A 21704-nucleotide genomic window follows, 5' to 3' on the forward strand; every position below is an offset into this window, starting at 1 on the left:
CCTTCAATATTAAAGTTAGAACTCGTTGAAGTCTTTCGAAGTCCGCTTCAGACTCTCCATTATTCATAGCAGCCCCAAGGCGCATGACCACTTGTTCGCGGTTATCTGCATGGGAGGTAACTCATAGATCACGCCTATCAACTCACGCAGTGCTTGAGGGAGTCCCCAGGAGGCTTTCAACTTGATGGCAAAGGGGGCGGCGAAATCACGCAGGGCATGGGTGAGCACTTTTTCATCCCCCCTATGCCCCCGGCGCTCCCACTTCTGGATCTGATAAAGCACACAAAGCTCGCCTATTCGGTGCCGCAACGCAGCACTCTGTAGTGGCGTCGGATCCAGCTTGCATCGTCGAGCAGCAAAACAACCTGTTCAGCCAGGCCCTCGGCATCGTCCAGATAAGACTGCATGCAGGCCATCACCACCCCTTTGGTTTGGGTATTGGTCTGTCGCAGGGCCTGGCTCAACGCCAGATTCACACTGGTAAGCCCGCCCAATCGTTTAATAGCATCGATCAAACTGGTGCAGGGTTGGCCCACTCCGTGATAAGCCGCGCTGTTGGCTGCCCCAATCAGATGAGCGCACAGCGCCGGATCATGCTGCCAATCCTGGACCAATTCGCGAATATCCAGCTGCTCTCCCCCAAATCCACACTGGAGATTTTCCTTCACCTGAGCGAGTAACGGCAGGTCCAGTTCATGGGTGGATAATCCGCTGAGATAGTCGATCAGGTTTTCATCAATAACGTATAAACACCTTCGCGAACCATTGCTATGATTTCTGAGGACTTCAGCGCGTTCCGACCGCGATCAGCTCACCCAATGGCCAAGCAGGCCCGCGAGGCGATGGCGTCAGAAATGCTGTCGGTAGTGGCTGACCGCGGTTACTTCGAAAGCGAGGAAATCCTGGCCGGTCACGACGCTAATATCACCGCCTATGTGCCCAAGCCAATGACCTTAGCCGCCAAGCCGTCGGGCGTTTCAACAATGATGCCTTCATCTACGACGCTTCAAAAAATGAATACATTTGTCCGGCTGGCGAGGCATTGATTTGGCTTTTCTCCAGCGTCTTTTTGACGGCAATGTCGATATTCACAATAAATCAAATCCGCGTTATGGAATTGAGAAGGGGTTGCTGGCGTTCTTCGAGAACTCGTTCGCGCAACGTATCAAGAAACAGTTTGAGCACCGGCGAGTCATCGTCTGCGCGGTAAGTGGCGTACAACGGCACTTCCGGTAACGCTGGGGTCAGGCGGCGGAACACCAGCCCGGCTGGCGCCAGCTGTTCGATGGATGCTGGCAATAACGCCACACCGAAACCGGCTTGCACCAGGCTGAGCAAGGTTTGAACCTCGATCACCTGTTGGCGGATTTGTGGGGTAAAACCGGCCTTGATGCAGCACTGATAGAGAAAATCAGCAAATCGCGACTGCTTGAGTTCCAGCGCCACAAAAGGCTCCTGTGCCAAGTCCGCCGGCGCCAGGCTTTCGCATCGAGCCAAAGGATGATCGACAGGCATGACCACGCGAATCGGCTCGTAGATCAGCAGTTCATTGCGCAACTGCGGATCGTCATAGCCGACCCGGAACACACAGGCATCGATGCGTTTCTCCTTCAACGCCATGACCTGTGCCGCCGGCGTCATTTCATGCAGCCGCCAGGACACCTGAGGATAGCGCTCGCGGAAGAGGTGTAAGGCCCGCGGCAGCACGCCAACCATCACCGAACTGATCATGCCGATTTCCAGCTCGCCCAACTGACCACGACCGGTCTGACGAGTCAGGTCCAGCGCGCGGTTCAGTTGTTCGAACACTAGCGGCGCCTGTTCCTTGAGCATCTGTCCGGCCGCCGTCAGCTCGACCCGGTGATGACTGCGCTCGAACAGCGGTGTACCTAGTTCCTCTTCCAGCAGACGAATCTGCTGGCTCAGCGGCGGTTGGCAAATGTGCAAACGCGTGGCAGCCCGGCCAAAGTGCAGCTCTTCAGCAAGGGCCATGAAATACCGCAGCAATCGCAAGTCCATGACGGCTATCCCAGGGTCAGTGGCGTCGAGCGCTGGCGCACACCGGTCAAGCTGAACAGCGCATTGGCGATGGCCGGGACCACCGACGTGCTGCCCAGTTCACCGACACCTCCAGGTTTGCTCGGCTCGCCGTCCAGTACCAGAATATCTATCGCCGGCATGTCCGACATGCGGGGCACCCGGTAATCATGGAAGTTGCTCTGCACCACCCTGCCCTGTTTGATGTCCATGCGGTCGAACAGCGCGTGACCGAGGCCCCACATCAAGCCGCCATAGATCTGCTCTTCGACACCACCCGGCGATACCGCCAGGCCGCAATCGACCACGCAGGTGAGCTTATCGACCTTGATCACACCGTCTTTTTTCGAAAGTCTGGCGACCACCGCGATGAAGCTGGTGTAACCCTGATTGGTGGCGATTCCCAAGGCTGTCCCATCCGGCAATGGCTGACCCCAACCGGCACGTTCGGCGGCGTTCTTCAGCACCGCGACGTGCCGGGGCCGTTCGTGCATATGGACCAGGCGAAAGGCCAACGGATCCTGTCCCGAGCTGTGGGCCAGTTCGTCCATGAAACTTTCGACGGCAAACACATTGGGAATGAAACTCACGGAGCGATACCAACCGCTGGGCACGTTGCTTTCGTGCTTGACCCAGACCAGGTCCAGATTCGAAGGACGATAAGCAAAGTCCCACGCGGTGATGGCTTCGGTCGTGCTGTAGTCCATGTGGTCGGGGCGTTCGAAATAGCCTGGTTCCCACTGTTCCGGTGAAGCCGGTGAGACCGCGTCAAGTTTCAACGCCGTGAGTTTGCCCTGAGCATCCAGCGCACCTTTGACTCTATGCAGAGTCGCCGGGTGCATGAACAGCGAACGCATTTCGTCTTCACGGCTGTTCATCAACTTGACTGGCACCTTGGCCTCCTGCGCCAGGTAGGCCACTTCGAACAACCAGTACTTGGCCTCCCGCGCCCCGAAGCTGCCGCCGGACACCAACTCATTGATGGTGACCTTATCCTTGGCGATCTTGCACACCTTTTGCGCAGCTTCCAGCGCCGAGGATGGCACCTGAACACCGCCCCAGTAGGTGATGGCGTTATTCTTCACCTCGGCGGTGATACAGATCGGTTCCAGCGGGTTCTGCACCTTGTACGGCATGAGGTAATCGGCTTCGAGCAGCTTCGCGGCTTTCGGCCACTGAGCGCTCACGTCACCTGCAACCATGGCGGACACCCGTTGCGCATTTTTGTCGTGGATGGCCGCCGCTTGCGCCGTCGCCAGTTGATCGCTGTCAAAATCGGCCAGGGGTGAATCGCTCCATTGCACCTTGAGCAACGCACGACCTTGTTGGGCGGCCCAGTAATTGTCCGCGAGCACTGCGACGCCTTCCTGATTGCCGCCCAGCACATCAGGCCGGCCGGGAATCGTGATCACCTTACGCACGCCCGGTACTTGCAACGCCGTACTGGAATCCACCGAGACAACCTGGGCGCCGACAACTGGCGTGCGCTGAATCACCGCCACCATCATCTCTGGCAACTCCACGTCGATGCTGTACTTGAAGCGCCCGCACACCTTGGCCGCCGCATCGCGCTTGTGCCGCAGTTTGCCAATGTATTTGAACTGCGCGGGGTCCTTCAGAGTGACCTTGGCCGGTGCTGGCAATTTCGCAGCAACACTCACCAGCTCACCGTACCCCAGGCTGCGTTTGCTGGCGGAATGCACCACCCGGCCCTCTTCGGTTGTGCAACTGTCGGGACTGACTTTCCATTGCTTGGCCGCCGCAGTGATCAGCAGTGCGCGCGCCGTGGCACCGGCCATCCGCAGGCGATCGTATTCCAGCGAAACACTGGTGCTACCACCCGTGGAGAAGACTTTCCATATAGGGTGAATGTAGGTTTCAAAGAACGGATTTTCCGGCGAGATCACCTGCACGGTCATCGGGTTGACATCCAGCTCCTCAGCCACACAAGCAGCCAATGCAGTCTGGGTGCCGGTGCCGGAATCGTGCTTGTGCACCACCAGTTTCACCGTGCCGTCGGGCAGCACGCGAACCCAGGCGTTGGGCTCGAATTCAGCCGCAGGTGCAGGCACTTTTGGATCCGTCGCCGCTAAGCCCGTGGGCAGATAAAACGCAATCGCCAGACCGGACGCGACGGTGGCGGCTTGCTTGAGAAAAATGCGGCGCGGCAGTTCGACCTGAGTGTCGTCGATAAAAGACATCACGCCTCCTTCGGCGCAGCAGCCGCGCGCTTGATGGCTTTGTTGATTCGCCCGTAAGTGCCGCAGCGGCACAGGTTGCCGGACATGGCGTTACGGATCGAGTCATCGGTGACCGTCGCACCGGTGTTGAGCAGCGCGGCGGCGGACATGATCTGACCGGATTGACAGTAACCGCATTGCGGGACATCTTCGGCAACCCAGGCCAATTGCAGCGGATGCTGTTCGGTGGGCGACAAGCCTTCGATGGTGGTGATGCTGTGCCCCGCCACGGCGGCGACCGGCAGTTGGCAGGAACGTACTGCGACACCGTCCAGGTGCACGGTACAGGCACCGCACAGGCCCATGCCGCAACCGAACTTGGTGCCGGTGAGTTTCAAGTGATCACGCAACACCCATAACAAGGGCATGGAGGGCGATGTCTCTACCAGCTCGTGTCGTTCGCCGTTTACCGTGAATTCGATCATTGTCAGGCTCCAAGAGAGCGGCCCGTCTTTGTGCAGGCCTGGTCGCCGATTATTGGGAGTCTGTGGAAAATCGGGCCAGCGACGATTTCTGCCATCCTGTGTAAGTAGGACTAACAGCATGTACAAGCGATACCCGTCGGTGCAGTCCATGAGTGCTTTCATCCAGGCGGCCCGCAGCGGCAGTTTCTCCAGCGCGGCGCGCAAACTCGACCTCACCCACAGCGCCATCAGCCAGCAGATCCGTGCCCTCGAAGACTTCATCGGCCAGCCGCTGTTCGTGCGTGAAGGGGGTGGCAGCAACCTGACCGATGCCGGGCAATTGTTCGCCAGCGTGCTGTCCGACGGGCTGGCGCAGATCGACCGGGCGCTGTCCTCGGTGAAAAACCGCAGCGTCGCGCAGCGGCTGACCCTTGATGTCGACAGTGAATTGGCCCAAAGCTGGCTCAATCCACGGCTACCGGAACTGCTCGATTTATTGCCTGACCATCAAGTGGTATTGCTGTCCATGCCGCGTTCGGATCGCAGTTCGTTTGAGCGGGTGGATTTGGCGTTGCGCTACGGGTATGGCGATTGGGAAGACTGTGAGATGACACAGATTTGTGGGGATCGCGTCAGGGCCGTGGCGTCGCCTGCGTTGCTGGAGCGCCATGGATTACAGGTGCCAATTACGCCGGCGCAAGTGCTGGCGTTGCCGCTGTTGGGGTACACGCGGCGCTCGTGGATTCCATGGCTGGATGCCGCGGGAATGGCGCCGACGGAGCCGGCAGCACGGGTGGTGTTCGACAATGCGGCGAACCTGATTGCCGCCGCCGAGGCCGGGGTGGGTGCAGGGCTGGTGCGCGGCTTGCTGGCGGCGGATGCGCTGCGCGCTGGACGTTTGGTGGCGCTGAATGCGGCGCAGGTTCCGGCGCATTACAACCTCTACGCCGTGTGGCCGCCGGGGCAGGCCGAGCGGGTGGCGCCGGTGGTTGAGGTGATCCGCCAGTTGGCTCGGCAAACACAGGACTGACGCCATCGCGAGCAGGCTCCCACAGGTGATTTTCGTCGTACACAAAACCACTGTGGGAGCGAGCCTGCTCGCGATGAGGCCGGCAAATCCACTGGTCCAACCGGCCCATATCGAACACGTATCAACACCCCGCCCAATTAATATTGTACGAACCTCACCCCCCCTTCCAATACTTCCCCCAAGCAGCCAGCGTCCCGAGCCGGATGCGACCAGGCGAGGGAATGCGCGAGTCTTTGCGCATAGAAATGGCCGATTGCCCGGGATGCGACTGCTGCGAACCGCAAGGTTCCCTTCCCCGCTATCAGGAGATCGACTTCAATGATCATCGATATCAGTTGCTATCCCACCGACCTGGTGGACCTCGCCTGGAGGCATGACGGTGACCCGTTCACCGGCGAGCGTCTGCTGGAGATGATGGATGGCCCGTACATGGTCAACGGCAAACCTCGCCGCATCGACAAAGCCTTCATCCAGCCACCACAAGGCAACACCATTTACACCTGGACCGACGGCGACCTCACCGGACGCGAGTCCATCGATGCCTACATGGCTTACACGCTGAAGATGGTCCAGACCTACCCGGATCGGTTCATTGGCTGCTTCGTCTACAACCCGCGCTGCGGCGTGGAAAACGGTGTCGAGGCGATTGAGCGCTACGTCAAGGAACACGGCTTCAAGATGGTCCAGATGCAGGCCAACATGCACGCCTATCGCCCGGACCGTGCGCTGGACTGGGTCCGTCCGGCCTTCGAGAAATGCGCCGAGCTGGGCATCCCGGTCAAACTGCACACCGGCGACGGGCCGTACAGCATCCCGTCGGAATGGGTGCCGATGATCAAGGAGTTCCCCAACGTCGATTTCATCATGGCGCACTTCGGGGTGCAGACCGGCGGCGTCTACGTGTTCGAACCGATGCAATGGGCGATGGAACTGCCCAACGTCTACTGCGAATCGGGCTGGTGCCTGCAATCGCGGATCGTCGAGTTCGCCAAGGTCCTGCCAACCCACAAGATCCTCTTCGGCACCGACACCCCGCCGAACGAGCCGGGCATGTGGTTGCGGTTGCTGGAAGTGCTCTGTCATGAGCCGCCGCAGGGTCTGAACCTCGACGAGGACACTCTGGAGGAATACTTGGGCAACAACACCGCGCGGATGATCGGCCTCGAGCCAACCCCGCCGCCGCGTTCCGTGTCCGAAGCCGAGGCGCAACTCAAGCGCCCAGTCACCACCCAATTGGCCAGGAGCTGAACCGATGATTATCGACACCCATCTGCACCCTACCAACCTGGTCGACGAGGCCTGGCGCCACACCGGCGAACCGTTCACTGGTGAGCGCATGCTCAAGCTGATGGACGGCCCGTACATGATCAACGGCAAACCGCGCCGCATCGACATGGGCTTCATCCAGCCGCCACCGGGCAACACCGGTTATCGCGACGGCAACCGGCGGGGCCGCGAAGGCGTGCGCGACTACATGTCGTACATCGCCGAGCTGTGCATGAAGTACCCGGATCGGTTCATTGGCAACTTCAACTTCAACCCGCGCTGGGGACCGGAAAACGGTGCGGCAGAGCTGGAGTTTCATATCAAGGAATACGGTTTCAAGATGCTCAAGCTGCACGCCAACATGCACGGCTATCGTCCCGACCGGGCACTGGACTGGCTGCGGCCGGCGATGAAAGTCTGCGCCAAGTACAACATCGTGGTGCTGATCCACACGGGTGACGGTCCGTACACCATCCCGACCATGTTCTACCCGATCATCCGCGAATTCCCGATGGTCAACTTCATCATCGGTCACTTCGGCATCCAGACCGGCGGCAACTACTCGTTCGAAGCGTTCTGGATGGCCATGGACACGCCGAACGTTTATTGCGAATCCGGCTGGTGCTTCCAGTCGCGGATCGTCGAGTTTGCCAAGGAGCTGCCGCGCAACAAGATCGTCTTCGGCACCGACTCGCCACCGAACGAACCGGGCATGTGGCTGCGGGAACTGGAAGTGCTGTGTTCGCCGGCACCGCAGGGCTTGGGCATCGATGAGGATCACCTTGAGGACTACCTGGGCAACAACATCGCCCGGTTGTGCGGCATCGAGCCGACACCGCCACCCAAGGACCTGATCGAAGCGGACATTCGTCTGACCACGACTTACCTGTAACAACCGAAGCTTTTCAGGCGTACAGAAGAACCGGCGTTCGATCGACCGGCAGGCCAACGGCTTGTCGATCGAGCGTCGCCCTCAGCCCTGCGCGCCTGCTTTTTACGAGGTGAAACCATGACCCTCTCTACGCTCGGCGACACCCAGGACTTCCACGATTTCATCGACGCCTATCGCCGGCAATACCCGGACGATGTGCTGACCGTTCACCAATCGCTTTCGGCAGACCAGGACGTCACCGCCCTGGTCGATGCCTTGGCCACCCAAGGCCGCGACCCGCTGCTGATCTGCGAAAAAGTCGGCAACCTCGGTGTGCCGGTGGCGACCAACCTGTTCGCCTCCCGAACCCGCATCGCACGGATCTTCGGTGTCACTCCGGCGCAGCTGCACGAAACCTTCCAGGCCCGCGCCAATCATCCAATCGCGCCCCGCTACGTCGAAACCGGTCCGGTACTGGACGAGATCTTCGAAGGCGAAGCCGTGGACCTGGCACTGTTGCCGATGCTCAAGCACTTCGACAGTGACCGTGGCCCGTACATTACCAACGCGATCATCATCGCCGAAGACCCGGTCACCGGAATTGCCAACATGAGCTATCACCGCTCGATGCGCCATGCCCGGCAGACCCTCGCCACCAGCCTGCATTCGCGCGGCCACCTGTGGCGCATGCTGCAAACCGCACGCGAACGCGGCGAAGAATTGCACGTGGCGATGGTGGTCGGCGCACACCCGCTGTTTATGCTTGCCGCAGCAGCGCGTTTGCCGTTCGGCAGCGATGAACGCGAAGTGGCCGGTGGCCTGTTCGGCGCACCGTTGGAGCTGGTCAAAACACCGCGCTATGGCATCGGCGTACCGGCCTATGCCGAGTTCGTCCTGGAAGGCGCCATCGACCCGGCGGCCTATGCCGAGGAAGGTCCGTTCGGCGAGTTCAGCGGTTACTCCTCGGACCGTTCGACCAATAATGTGCTGCGGGTCGACACCCTGATGCGTCGCAAGGACGCCTGGCTGGTGGACGTGGTCGGCGGGCGTTACGCCGAACACCTAACCCTGGCGCGGCTGCCCCGGGAAGCGGAGATGAGCGAGAAACTCAAGGCACGATTTCCCGCCGTCACCGCCGTGCACTACCCCAACTCCGGCACGCACTTTCATTGCTACGTGGCGCTGGATCAAAGCCGCGACGGCGAGGCGCGGCAGATCATGCTGGCCTTGCTCGGTTGGGATCCGTACCTGAAAACCGTGATCGCGGTGGACAGCGACATAGACATCACCGATGACAGCCAGGTGCTGTGGGCGTTGGCCACCCACTTTCAGCCGCATCAGGATATTTTCGTTATTGACGGTTTGCCCGGCAGTCCGCTGGACCCGTCGTCCTCGGTCAACGGCACCACGTCGCGCATGGGTCTCGATGCCACACGCGGTTCGGGGTTCGACGGGATCAAGGCGCAACTGGATCAGGATGTGGTCGAGCGCGCACGCAACCTGCTGAAGAGCTATCAGTCATGAACCGCCAGCGCATGGTGGTCGGCATCAGCGGCGCGTCGGGGTTCATCTACGGCGTGCGCCTGCTGGAATTGCTCGCCGAGTTGAACATCGAAAGCCACCTGATCATCAGCCGTGCCGCGCTGCTGACCATGGCCCATGAAACCGACTACAAACTGGCGCAAGTCACGGCGCTGGCCAGCCACTACCACCGCGCCGACGACGTGGCCGCCGGGATTGCCAGCGGTTCGTTCCGCTGCCTCGGCATGGTGGTTGCGCCCTGCTCCATGCGGACCCTTGCGGAGATCGCCACCGGGTCTTCCTCGGGCCTGATCGGCCGCGCCGCCGACGTGACCCTCAAGGAACGTCGCACCCTGGTGCTGATAGCCCGGGAAACCCCGCTGACCCTGGCTCACCTGCGCAACATGACGGCCGTCACCGAGATGGGCGGCATCATCGCCCCGCCGGTTCCGGCCTTCTACGCCCGCCCACAAAACCTTTCGCAACTGGTCGATCACAGCCTTGGCCGTGTCCTCGACCTGTTCGGCCTCGACGCCGGGACCGCGTTGCGCTGGGGCGAACCCGGCACATCGGCCATCGGCCATTTCGCAACAACGAAGGAGCTCGCATGAACAGCCCATTCAACGCCCCGACCCCAAACCGCAAGATCCCGGTGACCATCCTTACCGGTTTCCTCGGCGCCGGCAAAACAACCCTGCTGAACTACATCCTCAGGGAAAACCACGGCCGCAAGATTGCCGTGATCGAAAACGAGTTCGGCGAAGTCGGCATCGACGGCGACCTGGTGCTCAGCTCCGAGACCGAAGAAATCTACGAGATGGTCAACGGCTGCGTGTGCTGCACCGCCGAGGTTCGAGAGGACCTGGTGCGCATCGTCCGCGAACTGGTGGCGCGCCCGGTGCGGCTGGATCACATCTTGATCGAGACCAGTGGTTTGGCCGATCCGTACCCGGTGGCGCAGAGCTTCTTTATCAACGACCCGATTGCAGATGAAGTCGAACTGGACGCCATCGTAACCATGGTCGACGCCAAGCACATCGTCCAGCATCTGGAGGATTTGCAGCTGGATGGCGTGGACAACCAGGCGGTAGATCAGATCGTCTGCGCGGACCGCATTGTGATCAATAAGGTCGATCTGGTGAGCGAGGACGACGTGGCAGCGCTGCGCGGCAAGATTCGTGGATTAAACGCCACGGCGGACCTGGTGACCTCCAGCTACGCCGAGATCGATCTGTCGAAGATTCTCGGCATCGGTGCGTTCGAGTCAACGCAAAAGCTGATGGAAATCGGCTCCGAGCACGACCACCACGCCGACGAGCACCACCATGATTTGGATCATGACCACGATGCGAGCGTGTCGTCAGTCGGCATCGCCGTGGACGGCGCCGTGAATCTGCTCGCCTTCCACCAGTGGATCAGCGAGTTGCGCGATGAGCAGGCCGACAACCTCTACCGAATGAAAGGCGTGCTGGCCGTCGCGGATCAGGATCAGCGTTACGTGCTGCAGGGCGTTCATAGCCTGGTCGAGTTCCGTGCCTCCACCTCATGGGGCACGGAACCACGCTCCAGCAAGATTGTGTTCATCGGCCGCGACCTGGACCGCGCGGCGTTGAACCAAGGCTTTGCCGCCTGCCTGGCAGGCTGAAAAAACGGCATCGGAGCCGGTGGATGGCGGCTCCGGGCACACAGAACGAATACCCCTCTCTACAGCATAAAAACAGCAAGAGGTGATTCTCCATGTCGTCAGCCACTACCCCTTCCACCGTCCACCCGGTCGACCAGATTCTGCCGGTCCGCCAAATGCTCACCCTTGGCCTGCAACACATGGCCGTCTCGTACATCGGCGCCATCGCTGTGCCGTTGATTGTCGCCAGCGCCCTGAAAATGTCCCAGGCCGACACCGTGGTGCTGATCAGCACCACGCTGTTCTGCTCCGGCATCGCCACGCTTTTACAAACCGTCGGCTTCTGGAAATTCGGCGTGCGTTTGCCGATCTTGCAGGGCGTGGCGTTCAGCAGCGTCGGCCCGGTCATCGCCATCGGTACCAACCCGGAGGTGGGGTTCGCCGGGGTCTGCGGGGCGGTGATCGGCGCGGGAATCTTTACGATGCTCGTCGCGCCGTTCGTGGGCCGATTGCGTCGGTACTTTCCGCCGGTGGTCACCGGTTGCATTGTCACGGTGATCGGTTTGCAGCTGTTCCCGATTGCCTATGAGTGGATCGGTGGCGGTCGCAACGCCAGTGATTTCGGGGCGCCGGCGTACCTTGCCGTCGCCGCCGTGGTGCTCTCGACCATTTTGTTGGTCAACCGCTATGGTGGGCCGATGATGCGCAACATGGCGGTGCTGATCGGGATGCTGGTGGGTGCGGGACTGGCTTACGGCCTGGGCATGGGCAGTTTTCACAGCGTGCAGGAAGCGCCCTGGCTCACCGTGCCCTACCCGTTCTACTTCGGCCTGCCGACCTTTAGCCTGATCCCGATTGCGACCATCGTGGTGGTGATGATCGTGCAGATGGTCGAGTCCATGGGGCTGTTCGTGGCCATCGGCGACATCGTCGACAAACCGGTAGAAGAAAAACAAGTGATCAACGGCCTGCGCGCCAATGGCCTGGCGAGCACCATCGCCGGGATGTTCGCAGCGTTTCCGTTCATTGCCTTCATGGAGAACGTCGGGCTGGTGATTCTGACCGGCGTGCGCAGTCGCTGGGTAGTGGCGATCAGCGGTTTGCTGATGTGTACCGTGGCGCTGGTGCCAAAGGCCGGGGCGATCATTGCGTCAATGCCGACCGCCGCCCTCGGGGGTGCCGGGATTGCCATGTTCGGGGTGGTCGCCGCAGCGGGCATTCAGACCCTGGCCAAAGTCGACTACGAGCGCAACCGCTTCAACGTGTTGATCGTCGGTTTCACCATCGCCGCCGCCTTGGTGCCGGTGCTGGCGCCTGCCCTGTTCAAGCAAATGCCCGACTGGTCCCAGCCGTTCCTGCACAGCAGCGTGGTGATTGCCTGCCTGGTGTCGGTGCTGCTCAACGCGGCGCTCAACGGCGTCAGCGTTCCCGACAGCGCAGCCACCAAGCCTGCGCCCCACAGCCTCTGACTGGAGAAGCACATGACTCAACTTCAAAACATCCTGATCAAAAACCCGCTGGCGGTGATGACCGGCCTGCGTGGCCCGCGAGCCCGGGCCGGTGCTGTAGACATTCGAGTGGTGAACGGGCGCATTGCCGAAATGGCTGCGGGCCTGGTTGCGCAACCCGGCGAACGAGTGATCGATGCCCGCAACTCGGTGGTCTACCCAGGCTGGATCAACACGCACCATCACCTGTTTCAGAACCTGCTCAAAGCCGTGCCCGAAGGTTTGAATCAAGACCTACAAGGCTGGCTGGCCAGCGTGCCCTACCCGCGCCTCAACCGTTTTACCCCACAACTGGCGCAGATCGCCGCGCGACTAGGCATGGCCGAGTTGCTGTTGTCGGGGGTGACGACCTGCGCCGATCACCATTACCTCTATCACGCCAACGGCACAACCGAGACCGGTGACCTGCTGTTCGACACGGCTGACACGTTCGGGATGCGTTTTGTGCTGTGCCGGGGCGGCGCGCTGGAGTCCGCCAGCGCTCATCCGGGGTTCTCGAAAACGGCGCTGCAACCGGAGACGCTGGAGCAGATGGTCGGTGACATCGAACGGCTCAAATCGCGGTACCACCAGGACACGCCGGACGCGATGCGTCGTGTGGTGGTGGCGCCGACCACGCCGACGTTTTCGCTGCCGCCCACCTTGCTGCGTGAGCTTGCGCACACCGCTCGCGGCCTTGGATTGCGCTTGCACACGCACCTCTCGGAGACGCAGAACTACGTCAACTTTTGTCGCGAGAAATACAACTGCCTGCCGGTGGAATTCGTCGCCGAACACGAATGGCTCGGCCCCGACGTCTGGTTCGCTCACGCGGTGCATTTGCAGCCGGGGGAAATCCGCATGCTCGCGCAAACCGGCACCGGCATTTCTCATTGCCCGGTGAGCAACGCACGGCTGGGCAGCGGCGTCGCGCCGGTACCACAAATGTATGAGGCCGGGGTGCCGATATCGCTTGGGGTGGATGGCGTGGCATCGAACGAATCCGGAAGTATGGTCGGTGAGGCGCACACGGCGTGGTTGATTCATCGCGCCGAACAAGGGGCTTCGGCGACCACGGCCGAAGAGGTGATTCATTGGGGCACGGCGGGCGGCGCGCAGGTGTTGGGCCTGGGCGCGGTCGGAACGCTGGAAGTTGGCCAGGCTGCGGATCTGGTGATCTATGGCCTCGATCATCCACGGTTCTTCGGCTTCCACGATATCGCGCTGGCGCCGGTGGTCGCGGGTGAGCCGATTGCCGTGCGGTACAGCATGGTCGGGGGGCGGCTGGTGGTCGACGACGGCGTGATTCCGGGGCTGGATCTGGAGCGCATGCGTGCTGAAGCGTGGGAGGGGGTGGAGCAGTTGATGCATGTCGTCGACTGATCCAACCGCTAACACAACCCCTTGTTGGAGCTGGTTTGCCGGTTCCAACAGGTTGCGCACCGACTTTCGGGAGAACACACCATGTCCGGCCTCAACGACCTCCTCCAAGCCATTGAAACCTGCGCCCGGCAAGGCGAAGAAACCGTCCTCGCCACCGTGGTCAAGGTCGAAGGCTCGGCCTACCGGCGCCCCGGCGCACGCATGCTCATTCCCCTCCACGGCCGAACCATCGGCACCGTCAGCGGCGGATGCCTGGAACAGGACCTGGCCAAAAAGGCCTGGTGGCTGACCGATTCCGGCGAGCCGGTGGTGCGCCGCTACAGCACCGGCGCCACCGAAGATGAAGACGACGACCAAAGCGCCCTGACCTTCGGCCTCGGCTGCAACGGCACGGTTTTCGTCATGCTCGAACGCCTGCGCGCGAAGACCCCGTCATTGGCCATCGAACTGTTGCGACAGGTGCGTGACAGTCTCCAGCCCGCGGCCATGGCGACCATCATTGCCACGTCTCGCCACACGTCGGTGCGGGTCGGTGATCGGGTGGTGTCGCACGCAAGCCCCGCGCTGCGCAATCGCGCACTCGACAGCAGCATCCGCAAAGACCTGCGCAAAACACTCACCGAGAAAAAATCCTCTCTGCGGCTCTACACCGATGCCCGTGGAGAAGTCGAAGTGTTCTTCGAATACGTGGCTCCGCCCCCGCGTCTGGTGATCTTCGGCGCTGGCCACGACGCCCAGCCACTGGTGCGCATGAGCAAACTGCTGGGTTGGCACGTCAGCGTGATCGACAGCCGCAGCCACTTTGCCCGCCCTGAACGCTTTCCGCAGGCCGATGCGGTCATCGTCGCGAACCTCGACGCCTCCATCGTCCTCGGACCGTTGATCGAGGGGGCCGCGGTGGCCGTCATGACGCACAGCTACCGCCAGGACCGACACTGGCTCGGCCAATTGCTGCAAGGCGCACCGGCTTACATCGGCCAACTCGGCCCCCGCGAGCGGACCGAGCGCTTGTTGACCGACATTCGCCAACATAATCCTGTCCTGAATGCATTGCTACAGCTGCACTACCCAATGGGCCTGGACCTTGGCGGCGATGCGCCCGAAAGCGTCGCGCTCTCGATTCTGGCGGAGATGACGGCGGCGTTGAATCTGCGTAACGGCGGGATGCTCAAGCATCGGAGCAAACCGATTCATTACGTGGATTTGCTGGTGTGTGAAAAGTTGGAGGCAGCGGCAGCAGTCGATTGAGCTGGTTTCAAACGACGACAGTTTCTCGGCACCTATAAAAAAGTCCCTCAAGCCGAAGTGGACGACTACTCAAGGAAATGGAAGAGGCAGAACCGCACGTTTCTCGTTCGGCAGACCTTTGCCATCAGTACTCTGTTATTGACGACGGCCACTTCATTGCAAGCTGCCGACTGGAGCGATAACTCAATCAGTTACTGGTATGGCACCCACTTCGCCGAGCCGGGCATCGATGGCCCGATCGCCAAGCACATCGTTGAGTTCACTCACGTTGACGGATACAAATACGGCAGCAACTTCCTCGACGTGCAGGTGTTGTTTTCCGATAAAGACGATCCAGCCGACGGCGGCGACAACGGTGCTACCGAGGTGTATGCGATATATCGCGGTCGAAAGTCATCATTTCTGTGAACCTACATCCGGCAGGACCGCTAAAACGAAAAAAGGCCAACGCTTAGCGTTGGCCTTTTTTATTGATCGGCGAAACGTCGTCATGCGCTAGCGGTGGCCACGCTCTCAAGCCGATACCCATACCCGTAAATCGTCAGCAGTTGCCAACCGCGATCAGCCGTCAGGCCCAACTTGTTACGCAGGCGATAAATATGAGTGTCCAGCGGGCGGGAGGAGACTATTTCTTCATAGGTCCAAAAGCGCTCATACAAGTATTCACGGGACAAAGGTCGGCCCAGATTGGCGAACAGGCAACGGGCGAGACGGTATTCCCGTTCGGTCAGGCTGATAGGGGTGGAGGCGCGGGTGACGGTGAGTTCGGCGTCGTCGAATTCGAGGTCATTGAAGGTCAGTATTTCGGTGGCTGCCGCGCGTTGCAGTCCATGCCGACGAAGCACCGCGCTAACCCGAGCCATCAACTCGTTGGGACGAAACGGTTTGCTCACGTAATCGTCGGCCCCGGCGTTCAAGGCCTGGACGATATCGCTTTCGGTATCGCGACTGGTGAGCATGATCGCGGCCGGTGGTACGTCCATGTGTTCACGGGTCCAGCGTAACAACGCCAGGCCGCTGATATCGGGCAGTTGCCAATCGAGAATCAGCAGGTCGAAAGTCTCCCGCCGAAGTTGCCGTAGTAAGTCCTCTCCCCGCTCGAAGCAATGCAGCGTCCACGCCTGCTCTCCCGTGACGGGGATCTGTCGCAGTGTCTGTTCCACCCGGCGGAGCTCGGCAGGTTCGTCATCCAGTATTGCGACACGCATGCCGAGTGTTTCCTTCATCTCGTAAGTGCAAAGTAAAAATTCCTACGGGAGTTTAGGCTGATTGATTGAATCTGAACAATTGTGGCGAATTGCTGCGAAGTACCCAAATATCGCTACGCTGATGTCGCTTCGCCGACCGGATGTTTTAGCCTTCGACCAATTCTGAACAAATATTGAGAAACTGCTCGCAAGGTTACTTATGCCGGTAAATTCGTTGTCGCTGAGCGGCACAGGGGCATTGGGATGTGCGCCGACGCAGGGAGCGTCAAGCCAACCTGGCAAGACCGTCGATCGCCGGTTTTCGGCGGTCTCCAGTTCAGGGGAAACACACGGAGTGCCTGCTCGGCTCCGACACAGGGATGTGTCATCTCATATCCTTTGCTCCCATGGCTATCTGCCAGAGCGTCCGGTCAGGTATCGTGCGTTAAGCGCGTGCGTTCCCGGCATGATTTCTACAAGAGCATAAAAAGCAATCCATGAACCCCATGACCTTATTGCTCCCACGCCGTTCTGGTGTCTGTCTTTTACTGGTTGCCGGCCTGATGGGATTGTTCACCCAGAGTGCATCAGCAGCTGTAGCTTCGGCAAAACGCCTGCCTTATATCGATGAAAACCAACAATGCCGTGCTCAACCGCTGCCGGCGACTGTCGAGCATCTGACCGGCGAAGCCTGGAAGCTGGACGCCAAAGGCAAGCAGACGCCGCTGCAGGAAGGTATGTCGATCGACGAGCAGGAAGGCGTCAAAACCTCGCCCTCGGCGTTTGTCAGCCTGTCCCTGGGTGATGGCTCGCGGGTGGTGCTGCCTTCCAGTTCCCATATCACCTTGCACCTCAATGAAGAACAATCGATCCCACAGGTGATTCTCGAGCAAGGCCAGGTTGAGTCGTATGTGATCAAACGTGCCAGCGACCATGATCGCTTTCAGATCGTCACGCCGGTCGGTGTACTGGGCGTACGGGGCACGCATTTCCGGGTGCGCAATGATGACGATGGCCAGGCACTACTGGAGGTTCTGAACGGGCAAGTGGCGGTTAATCGTGATGAGGAAACGTCGGACGCCCGCCCTGCCCGGTCGGCTGCCAAACGGACTCGGAGCCCTGAGGATGCCGAGGTCCAGGTCATGGCCCGTCAAGGTTTGCGTATTCAGAAGCAAGGCCCGTTGATGCCAATCGACTTGTTACCTGCCCCACGTTTGTTGGGGCAAACCGGTCAGACAGGTAATGTGCCTGTCTGGCAATTGATCATGAAACCCATCGAAGGGGCCACGCGTTATCGGGCGCAAGTGGCCACCGACGCAGCCTTTCTGGACATCAAGCAAGAGCAGTTTTCCAGCTCACCCGAGGTCAAGTTCAGCGGGCTGAAAGCGTTTTTTTACCATGTTCGCCTTTCGGCGTATGACGCTCAGGGGCTAGAGGGAGAGACCGGGGTGTATGACATTTTCTATTACCCCAGAACCACCCGTGTCCAATAGCGCCTTGGCAGACGACCGATGAAGCACCGGCCAAGGAAGGATGACCGCGAGCCGACCCAGGCTCAGCGATTGTTTCGGCGGATGGTCCGCGAGTGGCTGTGGGTCTGTCTGATCCTGTTGCCGCTGACGGCGATGCTGTCCTTGAGCCAGGGTCTGATCTTGAGCAATCTGCTGTACGACAACCTTCGCCGGCTAAGCCCGCTGCCGGTGGACCCCCGAATACTGCTCGTAACGATCGACGACTACAGCTTGCAGCAGCTTGGCCAATGGCCGTGGTCGCGGGCCACGCACGCCCAACTGCTGGATCGGCTCAGCGCCGCGCACGTTAAAGGTGTTCTATTCGACGTGATTTTCAGTGAACCTGATAGCCAACCCGAGAACGATCAGCTTTTAGCCCAGGCGGCCTGCCGAGCCGGTAATGTTTTCGTGCCGCTGCTGCGCGAAGATGTAGCGCGTTATGGTCAGCCCTTGGGGGTAATTGAACCTGTGGATCCGCTGCACCATTGTGCTAAAGGCGTCGGGCATATCAATGCCGAAGCGGACGCCGATGGGATTGTGCGCAGCGTGTATTTAAGCGAAGGACCGGCGCAAAAAACACGCTCGCAACTGGCCTGGCTGCTGTACGAAGAAACCCTTGCCGACAAGGGAAATGCATCGATGCCTGGGACCCCGGCCCTGCCATCAGTGCAAGGCTGGCAGCGAGCCCACGAAATACGGATTCCTTTCATCCATGCCGACGCGGGCTTTCCCAGCGTGCCCTACGTCAGCGTATTGCGCGGCGAAGTACCGCCCGAGTTGCTGCGCGATCGCTTGATCCTGATCGGCTCAACCGCTCCAGGCCTGGGGGACCGTTACGTGACACCCCAATCGGCCAGCATCGGCACCTCACCGGGCATCGAGATTCAGGCGAATATCCTCAACGGACTGCTACAACAGCGCAACATTGTGGTTTTCGATCAGCGCTTGGCGGCGTTGCTATCGGTAGTGATTGTCGGTGAGTTGCTGGGCCTGCTGTTGGTGCGTCCGCGTCGCGCGCTATGGTTGACCTTGGGTGCAATGACAGCCGCTCTGCTGGTTTCGAGTGTGCTGTTGCGCCTAGGCTGGTGGTGGTCCCCGGCTGCGAGCCTGGTGGGTATTTTGCTGGGATACCTGATCTGGAATTGGCGACGGCTGAATGCGGTGCTCGCCTATTTCGGCTGGGAACTGGCGCGCCTGGACAGCGAGCCAAAAGTCTTTCCCGAACGTCGTCGCACCCAGGCCCCGGCCGGTGATGTGCTGCAAGGGCAAATCGTCGCGCTGGAGCAGGCCATGAGCCGGACCCGCGACACCCGACGCTTCATTGCCGATGGCCTTGAATACCTGCCGGTGGCGACGCTGATCAGCGATCCGCACGGGCGTATTCTGCTGGCCAACCGCAAGGCTCGAGAGGTATTTGATCGTGGCTTGGTGGGCGAAGAAATACTCGAGCAACTGAGCGACCTGGGTTACCCGTTGCTGTCCGACGGAACACGGTCTGCATTGTCGAACCTCGAGCCGCTGGAGTTTCGCGATATTCAGGCACGCAGCCTGCGTCTGGATCGGGCACCGCTATTGCCGGCCGAAGGTGACTCTGTGATCGGCTGGTTGTTGAGCCTTACTGACTTGAGTGTTGAGCGCGACGCCGAAGAACAGCGAGCCGTACTGCTGCGCTTTTTGTCTCATGACCTCAGAGCTCCTCACTCTGCGATTCTGGCTTTGCTCGATGTTCAGCGGCATCAGGTGTCCGGCGACACTCAAGTGTTCAGCCAGATCGAGTTACAAGTGCGCAAGGCGCTGAACCTGACCGAGGCTTTTGTGCAGTTGGCAAAAGCCGAGTCCGAGGTCTATCAGTTTCAGCCGAGCATGTTCGCGATGTTGTTGCTCGATACCTTCGACCAAGCCTCGAGCATCGCTCATCTGAAGAGCATTCAGTTGCTGCATGACCTCGACGAAGACGCAGAAGCGTTGGTGCTGGCCGATCAATCGCTACTGACACGGGCACTGTTCAACCTGTTGGAAAACGCCATCAAGTACAGTCCGGCGGGCTCGCGGATCTCTGTGCGGGTGAGTTGTGTCGAAGGCTGGTTGATATGCGAGATCGCCGATCAGGGCCGAGGGATTGCCGTCGAGGAACTTCCTGAGTTGTTCAGTCAGTATCGGCGTTTTACCTCGGCTCACGGCAGCGACGGTCTGGGGCTGGGTTTGTCCATGGTCAAGGCCGTGGTGGATCGTCATGGCGGGAGGATTTCCTGTCACAGCGTGGTGGGGCAAGGCACGACATTCAGTGTCCAGTTACCGCTATTGAGCGAGTGAGGCAGAGCTTTCAGCGGGCATAAAAAAACCGGCTATATCAGCCGGTTTTTTTACGTCAGAAATAAACTTATGCACCTTTTTCGACGTTTTATGTGCTTAAGAAATATGTATGAAAATCATAAGCTTAATAACTAAAAACGACGTTTTTCAACAAAACGGTACACAGGTTATCCACAGAATCTCAGACAGTCACTTGATCGGTGGCGGTGGGTGCATTCGGGGCGGCTGGCAGCGAACCCATCTCGCGCTGCATCCGTTCGTTCCAGGCTTGCACCCGATCATTCAGGTCGGCAACGGCTCGCGGCCCGCTACCCTCGGCGTACATCGGCGCGCCAATGATCACGGTGATCACGCCCTGCTTCTTTGCCCAGCCGGTTTTTGGCCAGAACTTGCCGGCATTGTGCGCAATCGGCAGTACCGGTAATGACGCATTAACGGCCAACGCGGTGCCACCGCGGGAGAACTTGCCGATGGTGCCATAGGGAACGCGAGTCCCTTCAGGGAAGATCAGTACCCAGACATTGTCCTTGAGCAGTTCATCGCCCTTCTTCGCCACATGCTTGAGCGCTGCTTTCGGGTTGCCACGGTCAATGGCAATCGGCCGCAGCATGGCCATGGCCCAGCCGAAGAACGGAACGTAGAGCAATTCGCGCTTGAGCACCTGGCTCAGCGGCTCGAAGTAGGCCGAGAGAAAGAACGTCTCCCAAGTGCTCTGGTGGTTCGACTGAATCACGCAGGGCTGGTCAGGCACGTTCTCGGCACCCTTCACTTCGTAACGGATACCCAGAAAGACGTTGCTTAGCCACAAGGCGCAACGGCACCAGTACACGTTGATAAAGCGATAGCGCGCCTTGAATGGCAGAAACGGCGCGATAAAAAAGCTCAGGGTGCACCAGAGCAATGAGCTGGTGCCCAGCAGCAGGTAAAAGAGGAAAGTTCTGATGGCCTGCAGTATCGACATGGCGACATTTACCGTTGCGGGCATTGCCCGCCTATTCAAGCGCACTCCCGATCAGTCCTTGGCCAGGATGTCAGAAGAGCCTTAGTTGTGGATAAGTTCCGCGGCAATCGCCGCCAGATCGTCAAAAATCAAGGTGCCCGCCGGCAGGGTTTTGCTGTGAGTCTTTTCGCCTTTCCCTGTCTTTACCAAAACTGGCTGACAGTCGACGGCTCTGGCGGCTTCCAGGTCACCGAGAGTATCGCCGACGAACCATAGATTCGTCAGCGAAACGTTGTAATGCGCGGCGATGGTTTTCAACATCCCGGGTTTTGGCTTGCGGCAATCGCAACCATCGTCTGGCCCATGCGGGCAATAGACGATCAGCCCGACTTCACCGCCCTGCTCCGCCACCAGCTCGCGCAAACGAGCGTGCATGGCATCCAGGGTGGCGATGTCGTAATAGCCGCGAGCGATGCCCGACTGGTTGGTAGCGACCGCTACCGTCCAGCCGGCCTTGCTCAACTGCGCGATCGCTTCGATCGAACCGGGGAGCGGAATCCACTCCTCCACCGACTTGATGTACGCATCGGAGTCGTAATTGATCACTCCGTCCCGATCGAGAATCAGCAGTTTCAACAGCAG

20 protein-coding genes and 1 pseudogene are annotated in these 21704 nt (G+C 60.0%); 13 read left to right on the forward strand and 8 right to left on the reverse strand.

Annotation, left to right across the window (positions count from 1 at the left end; all coding sequences use genetic code 11):
* Positions 1 to 63: 63 nt before the first annotated feature.
* Together ACYZT2_RS01245 and ACYZT2_RS01250 are read right to left on the reverse strand one after the other, a co-directional pair.
* A complete protein-coding gene (locus ACYZT2_RS01245; protein WP_461969446.1) occupies positions 64 to 282 on the reverse strand; it encodes a hypothetical protein in 219 nt (72 codons plus the stop codon).
* Positions 283 to 293: 11 nt separating this feature from the next.
* Positions 294 to 668: an HDOD domain-containing protein gene (locus ACYZT2_RS01250; protein ID WP_461969448.1), complete on the reverse strand. Its 375-nt coding sequence runs from the start codon at positions 666 to 668 to the stop codon at positions 294 to 296.
* Positions 669 to 783: 115 nt separating this feature from the next.
* Here ACYZT2_RS01250 and ACYZT2_RS01255 point away from each other — a divergent pair.
* A pseudogene (locus ACYZT2_RS01255) lies at positions 784 to 1066 on the forward strand (IS5/IS1182 family transposase); the annotation flags it as partial.
* A 32-nt stretch (positions 1067 to 1098) separates the two neighbouring features.
* Here the strand turns inward: ACYZT2_RS01255 and ACYZT2_RS01260 are convergent.
* Genes ACYZT2_RS01260 through ACYZT2_RS01270 form a run of 3 tightly spaced genes read right to left on the reverse strand, consistent with a single transcriptional unit; the run spans position 1099 to position 4702 of the window.
* Positions 1099 to 2019: a LysR substrate-binding domain-containing protein gene (locus ACYZT2_RS01260; protein WP_461969450.1), complete on the reverse strand. Its 921-nt coding sequence runs from the start codon at positions 2017 to 2019 to the stop codon at positions 1099 to 1101.
* Between the two features lie 5 nt (positions 2020 to 2024).
* Positions 2025 to 4238, reverse strand: a complete 2214-nt coding sequence (locus ACYZT2_RS01265; RefSeq protein WP_461969452.1) for a xanthine dehydrogenase family protein molybdopterin-binding subunit — start codon at positions 4236 to 4238, stop codon at positions 2025 to 2027.
* On the reverse strand, positions 4238 to 4702 hold the full coding sequence (locus ACYZT2_RS01270; protein WP_461969454.1) for a (2Fe-2S)-binding protein: 465 nt from the start codon (positions 4700 to 4702) through the stop codon (positions 4238 to 4240). The genes ACYZT2_RS01265 and ACYZT2_RS01270 overlap by 1 nt, the downstream gene beginning before the upstream one ends.
* Before the next feature lie 118 nt (positions 4703 to 4820).
* Between ACYZT2_RS01270 and ACYZT2_RS01275 the strand changes: the two genes are divergently transcribed.
* The 10 genes from ACYZT2_RS01275 (at position 4821) to ACYZT2_RS01320 (ending at position 15519) form a co-directional block, all read left to right on the forward strand.
* Positions 4821 to 5711 carry a LysR substrate-binding domain-containing protein gene (locus ACYZT2_RS01275; protein WP_461969456.1) on the forward strand — a complete coding sequence of 297 codons (891 nt, stop codon included), beginning with the start codon at positions 4821 to 4823 and terminating at the stop codon, positions 5709 to 5711.
* A 318-nt stretch (positions 5712 to 6029) separates the two neighbouring features.
* Positions 6030 to 6959, forward strand: coding sequence for an amidohydrolase family protein (locus ACYZT2_RS01280; RefSeq protein ID WP_090183042.1), 930 nt, complete (start codon positions 6030 to 6032; stop codon positions 6957 to 6959).
* A 4-nt stretch (positions 6960 to 6963) separates the two neighbouring features.
* Entirely contained in the window at positions 6964 to 7869 is a 906-nt protein-coding gene (locus ACYZT2_RS01285; protein WP_134418495.1) for an amidohydrolase family protein, read from the forward strand.
* 117 nt (positions 7870 to 7986) lie between these two features.
* Entirely contained in the window at positions 7987 to 9372 is a 1386-nt protein-coding gene (locus ACYZT2_RS01290) for a UbiD family decarboxylase (protein WP_461969459.1), read from the forward strand.
* A complete protein-coding gene (locus tag ACYZT2_RS01295; RefSeq protein ID WP_461969461.1) occupies positions 9369 to 9980 on the forward strand; it encodes a UbiX family flavin prenyltransferase in 612 nt (203 codons plus the stop codon). Before ACYZT2_RS01290 ends, ACYZT2_RS01295 begins: the two co-directional genes overlap by 4 nt.
* On the forward strand, positions 9977 to 11014 hold the full coding sequence (locus ACYZT2_RS01300) for a CobW family GTP-binding protein (RefSeq protein WP_461969463.1): 1038 nt from the start codon (positions 9977 to 9979) through the stop codon (positions 11012 to 11014). Before ACYZT2_RS01295 ends, ACYZT2_RS01300 begins: the two co-directional genes overlap by 4 nt.
* A gap of 92 nt (positions 11015 to 11106) precedes the next feature.
* The gene (locus ACYZT2_RS01305; protein ID WP_461969465.1) at positions 11107 to 12462 is read left to right on the forward strand and encodes a nucleobase:cation symporter-2 family protein; all 1356 of its coding nucleotides are present in this window, start codon (positions 11107 to 11109) and stop codon (positions 12460 to 12462) included.
* A 12-nt stretch (positions 12463 to 12474) separates the two neighbouring features.
* On the forward strand, positions 12475 to 13863 hold the full coding sequence (locus tag ACYZT2_RS01310; protein WP_461969467.1) for an amidohydrolase family protein: 1389 nt from the start codon (positions 12475 to 12477) through the stop codon (positions 13861 to 13863).
* Between the two features lie 81 nt (positions 13864 to 13944).
* Positions 13945 to 15111, forward strand: coding sequence for an XdhC family protein (locus ACYZT2_RS01315; RefSeq protein WP_461969469.1), 1167 nt, complete (start codon positions 13945 to 13947; stop codon positions 15109 to 15111).
* Between the two features lie 57 nt (positions 15112 to 15168).
* A complete protein-coding gene (locus ACYZT2_RS01320) occupies positions 15169 to 15519 on the forward strand; it encodes a hypothetical protein (RefSeq protein ID WP_461969471.1) in 351 nt (116 codons plus the stop codon).
* A gap of 80 nt (positions 15520 to 15599) precedes the next feature.
* On the opposite strand, the gene ACYZT2_RS01325 is transcribed toward ACYZT2_RS01320, so the two are convergent.
* Positions 15600 to 16319: a response regulator transcription factor gene (locus ACYZT2_RS01325; RefSeq protein WP_461969473.1), complete on the reverse strand. Its 720-nt coding sequence runs from the start codon at positions 16317 to 16319 to the stop codon at positions 15600 to 15602.
* Between the two features lie 476 nt (positions 16320 to 16795).
* Between ACYZT2_RS01325 and ACYZT2_RS01330 the strand changes: the two genes are divergently transcribed.
* Positions 16796 to 17791, forward strand: a complete 996-nt coding sequence (locus tag ACYZT2_RS01330) for a FecR family protein (RefSeq protein ID WP_461969475.1) — start codon at positions 16796 to 16798, stop codon at positions 17789 to 17791.
* A gap of 18 nt (positions 17792 to 17809) precedes the next feature.
* Positions 17810 to 20122: a CHASE2 domain-containing protein gene (locus tag ACYZT2_RS01335; protein WP_461969477.1), complete on the forward strand. Its 2313-nt coding sequence runs from the start codon at positions 17810 to 17812 to the stop codon at positions 20120 to 20122.
* A 181-nt stretch (positions 20123 to 20303) separates the two neighbouring features.
* Here ACYZT2_RS01335 and ACYZT2_RS01340 read toward each other — a convergent pair whose 3' ends face one another.
* Together ACYZT2_RS01340 and gmhB are read right to left on the reverse strand one after the other, a co-directional pair.
* On the reverse strand, positions 20304 to 21083 hold the full coding sequence (locus ACYZT2_RS01340) for a lysophospholipid acyltransferase family protein (RefSeq protein WP_461969479.1): 780 nt from the start codon (positions 21081 to 21083) through the stop codon (positions 20304 to 20306).
* 81 nt (positions 21084 to 21164) lie between these two features.
* Positions 21165 to 21704, reverse strand: coding sequence for a D-glycero-beta-D-manno-heptose 1,7-bisphosphate 7-phosphatase (gene gmhB, locus ACYZT2_RS01345; protein ID WP_461973306.1), 540 nt, complete (start codon positions 21702 to 21704; stop codon positions 21165 to 21167).

The organism is Pseudomonas sp. MDT1-85 (genome assembly GCF_054898065.1).

Bases quoted from the DNA above. Each gene is read 5' to 3' on its own strand.
- ACYZT2_RS01260 (WP_461969450.1), bottom strand. From the start codon at position 2,019: ATGGACTTGCGATTGCTGCGGTATTTCATGGCCCTTGCTGAAGAGCTG.
- ACYZT2_RS01265 (WP_461969452.1), bottom strand. From the start codon at position 4,238: ATGTCTTTTATCGACGACACTCAGGTCGAACTGCCGCGCCGCATTTTT.
- ACYZT2_RS01270 (WP_461969454.1), bottom strand. From the start codon at position 4,702: ATGATCGAATTCACGGTAAACGGCGAACGACACGAGCTGGTAGAGACA.
- ACYZT2_RS01275 (WP_461969456.1), top strand. From the start codon at position 4,821: ATGTACAAGCGATACCCGTCGGTGCAGTCCATGAGTGCTTTCATCCAG.
- ACYZT2_RS01280 (WP_090183042.1), top strand. From the start codon at position 6,030: ATGATCATCGATATCAGTTGCTATCCCACCGACCTGGTGGACCTCGCC.
- ACYZT2_RS01285 (WP_134418495.1), top strand. From the start codon at position 6,964: ATGATTATCGACACCCATCTGCACCCTACCAACCTGGTCGACGAGGCC.
- ACYZT2_RS01290 (WP_461969459.1), top strand. From the start codon at position 7,987: ATGACCCTCTCTACGCTCGGCGACACCCAGGACTTCCACGATTTCATC.
- ACYZT2_RS01295 (WP_461969461.1), top strand. From the start codon at position 9,369: ATGAACCGCCAGCGCATGGTGGTCGGCATCAGCGGCGCGTCGGGGTTC.
- ACYZT2_RS01300 (WP_461969463.1), top strand. From the start codon at position 9,977: ATGAACAGCCCATTCAACGCCCCGACCCCAAACCGCAAGATCCCGGTG.
- ACYZT2_RS01305 (WP_461969465.1), top strand. From the start codon at position 11,107: ATGTCGTCAGCCACTACCCCTTCCACCGTCCACCCGGTCGACCAGATT.
- ACYZT2_RS01310 (WP_461969467.1), top strand. From the start codon at position 12,475: ATGACTCAACTTCAAAACATCCTGATCAAAAACCCGCTGGCGGTGATG.
- ACYZT2_RS01315 (WP_461969469.1), top strand. From the start codon at position 13,945: ATGTCCGGCCTCAACGACCTCCTCCAAGCCATTGAAACCTGCGCCCGG.
- ACYZT2_RS01325 (WP_461969473.1), bottom strand. From the start codon at position 16,319: ATGCGTGTCGCAATACTGGATGACGAACCTGCCGAGCTCCGCCGGGTG.
- ACYZT2_RS01330 (WP_461969475.1), top strand. From the start codon at position 16,796: ATGAACCCCATGACCTTATTGCTCCCACGCCGTTCTGGTGTCTGTCTT.
- ACYZT2_RS01335 (WP_461969477.1), top strand. From the start codon at position 17,810: ATGAAGCACCGGCCAAGGAAGGATGACCGCGAGCCGACCCAGGCTCAG.
- ACYZT2_RS01340 (WP_461969479.1), bottom strand. From the start codon at position 21,083: ATGTCGATACTGCAGGCCATCAGAACTTTCCTCTTTTACCTGCTGCTG.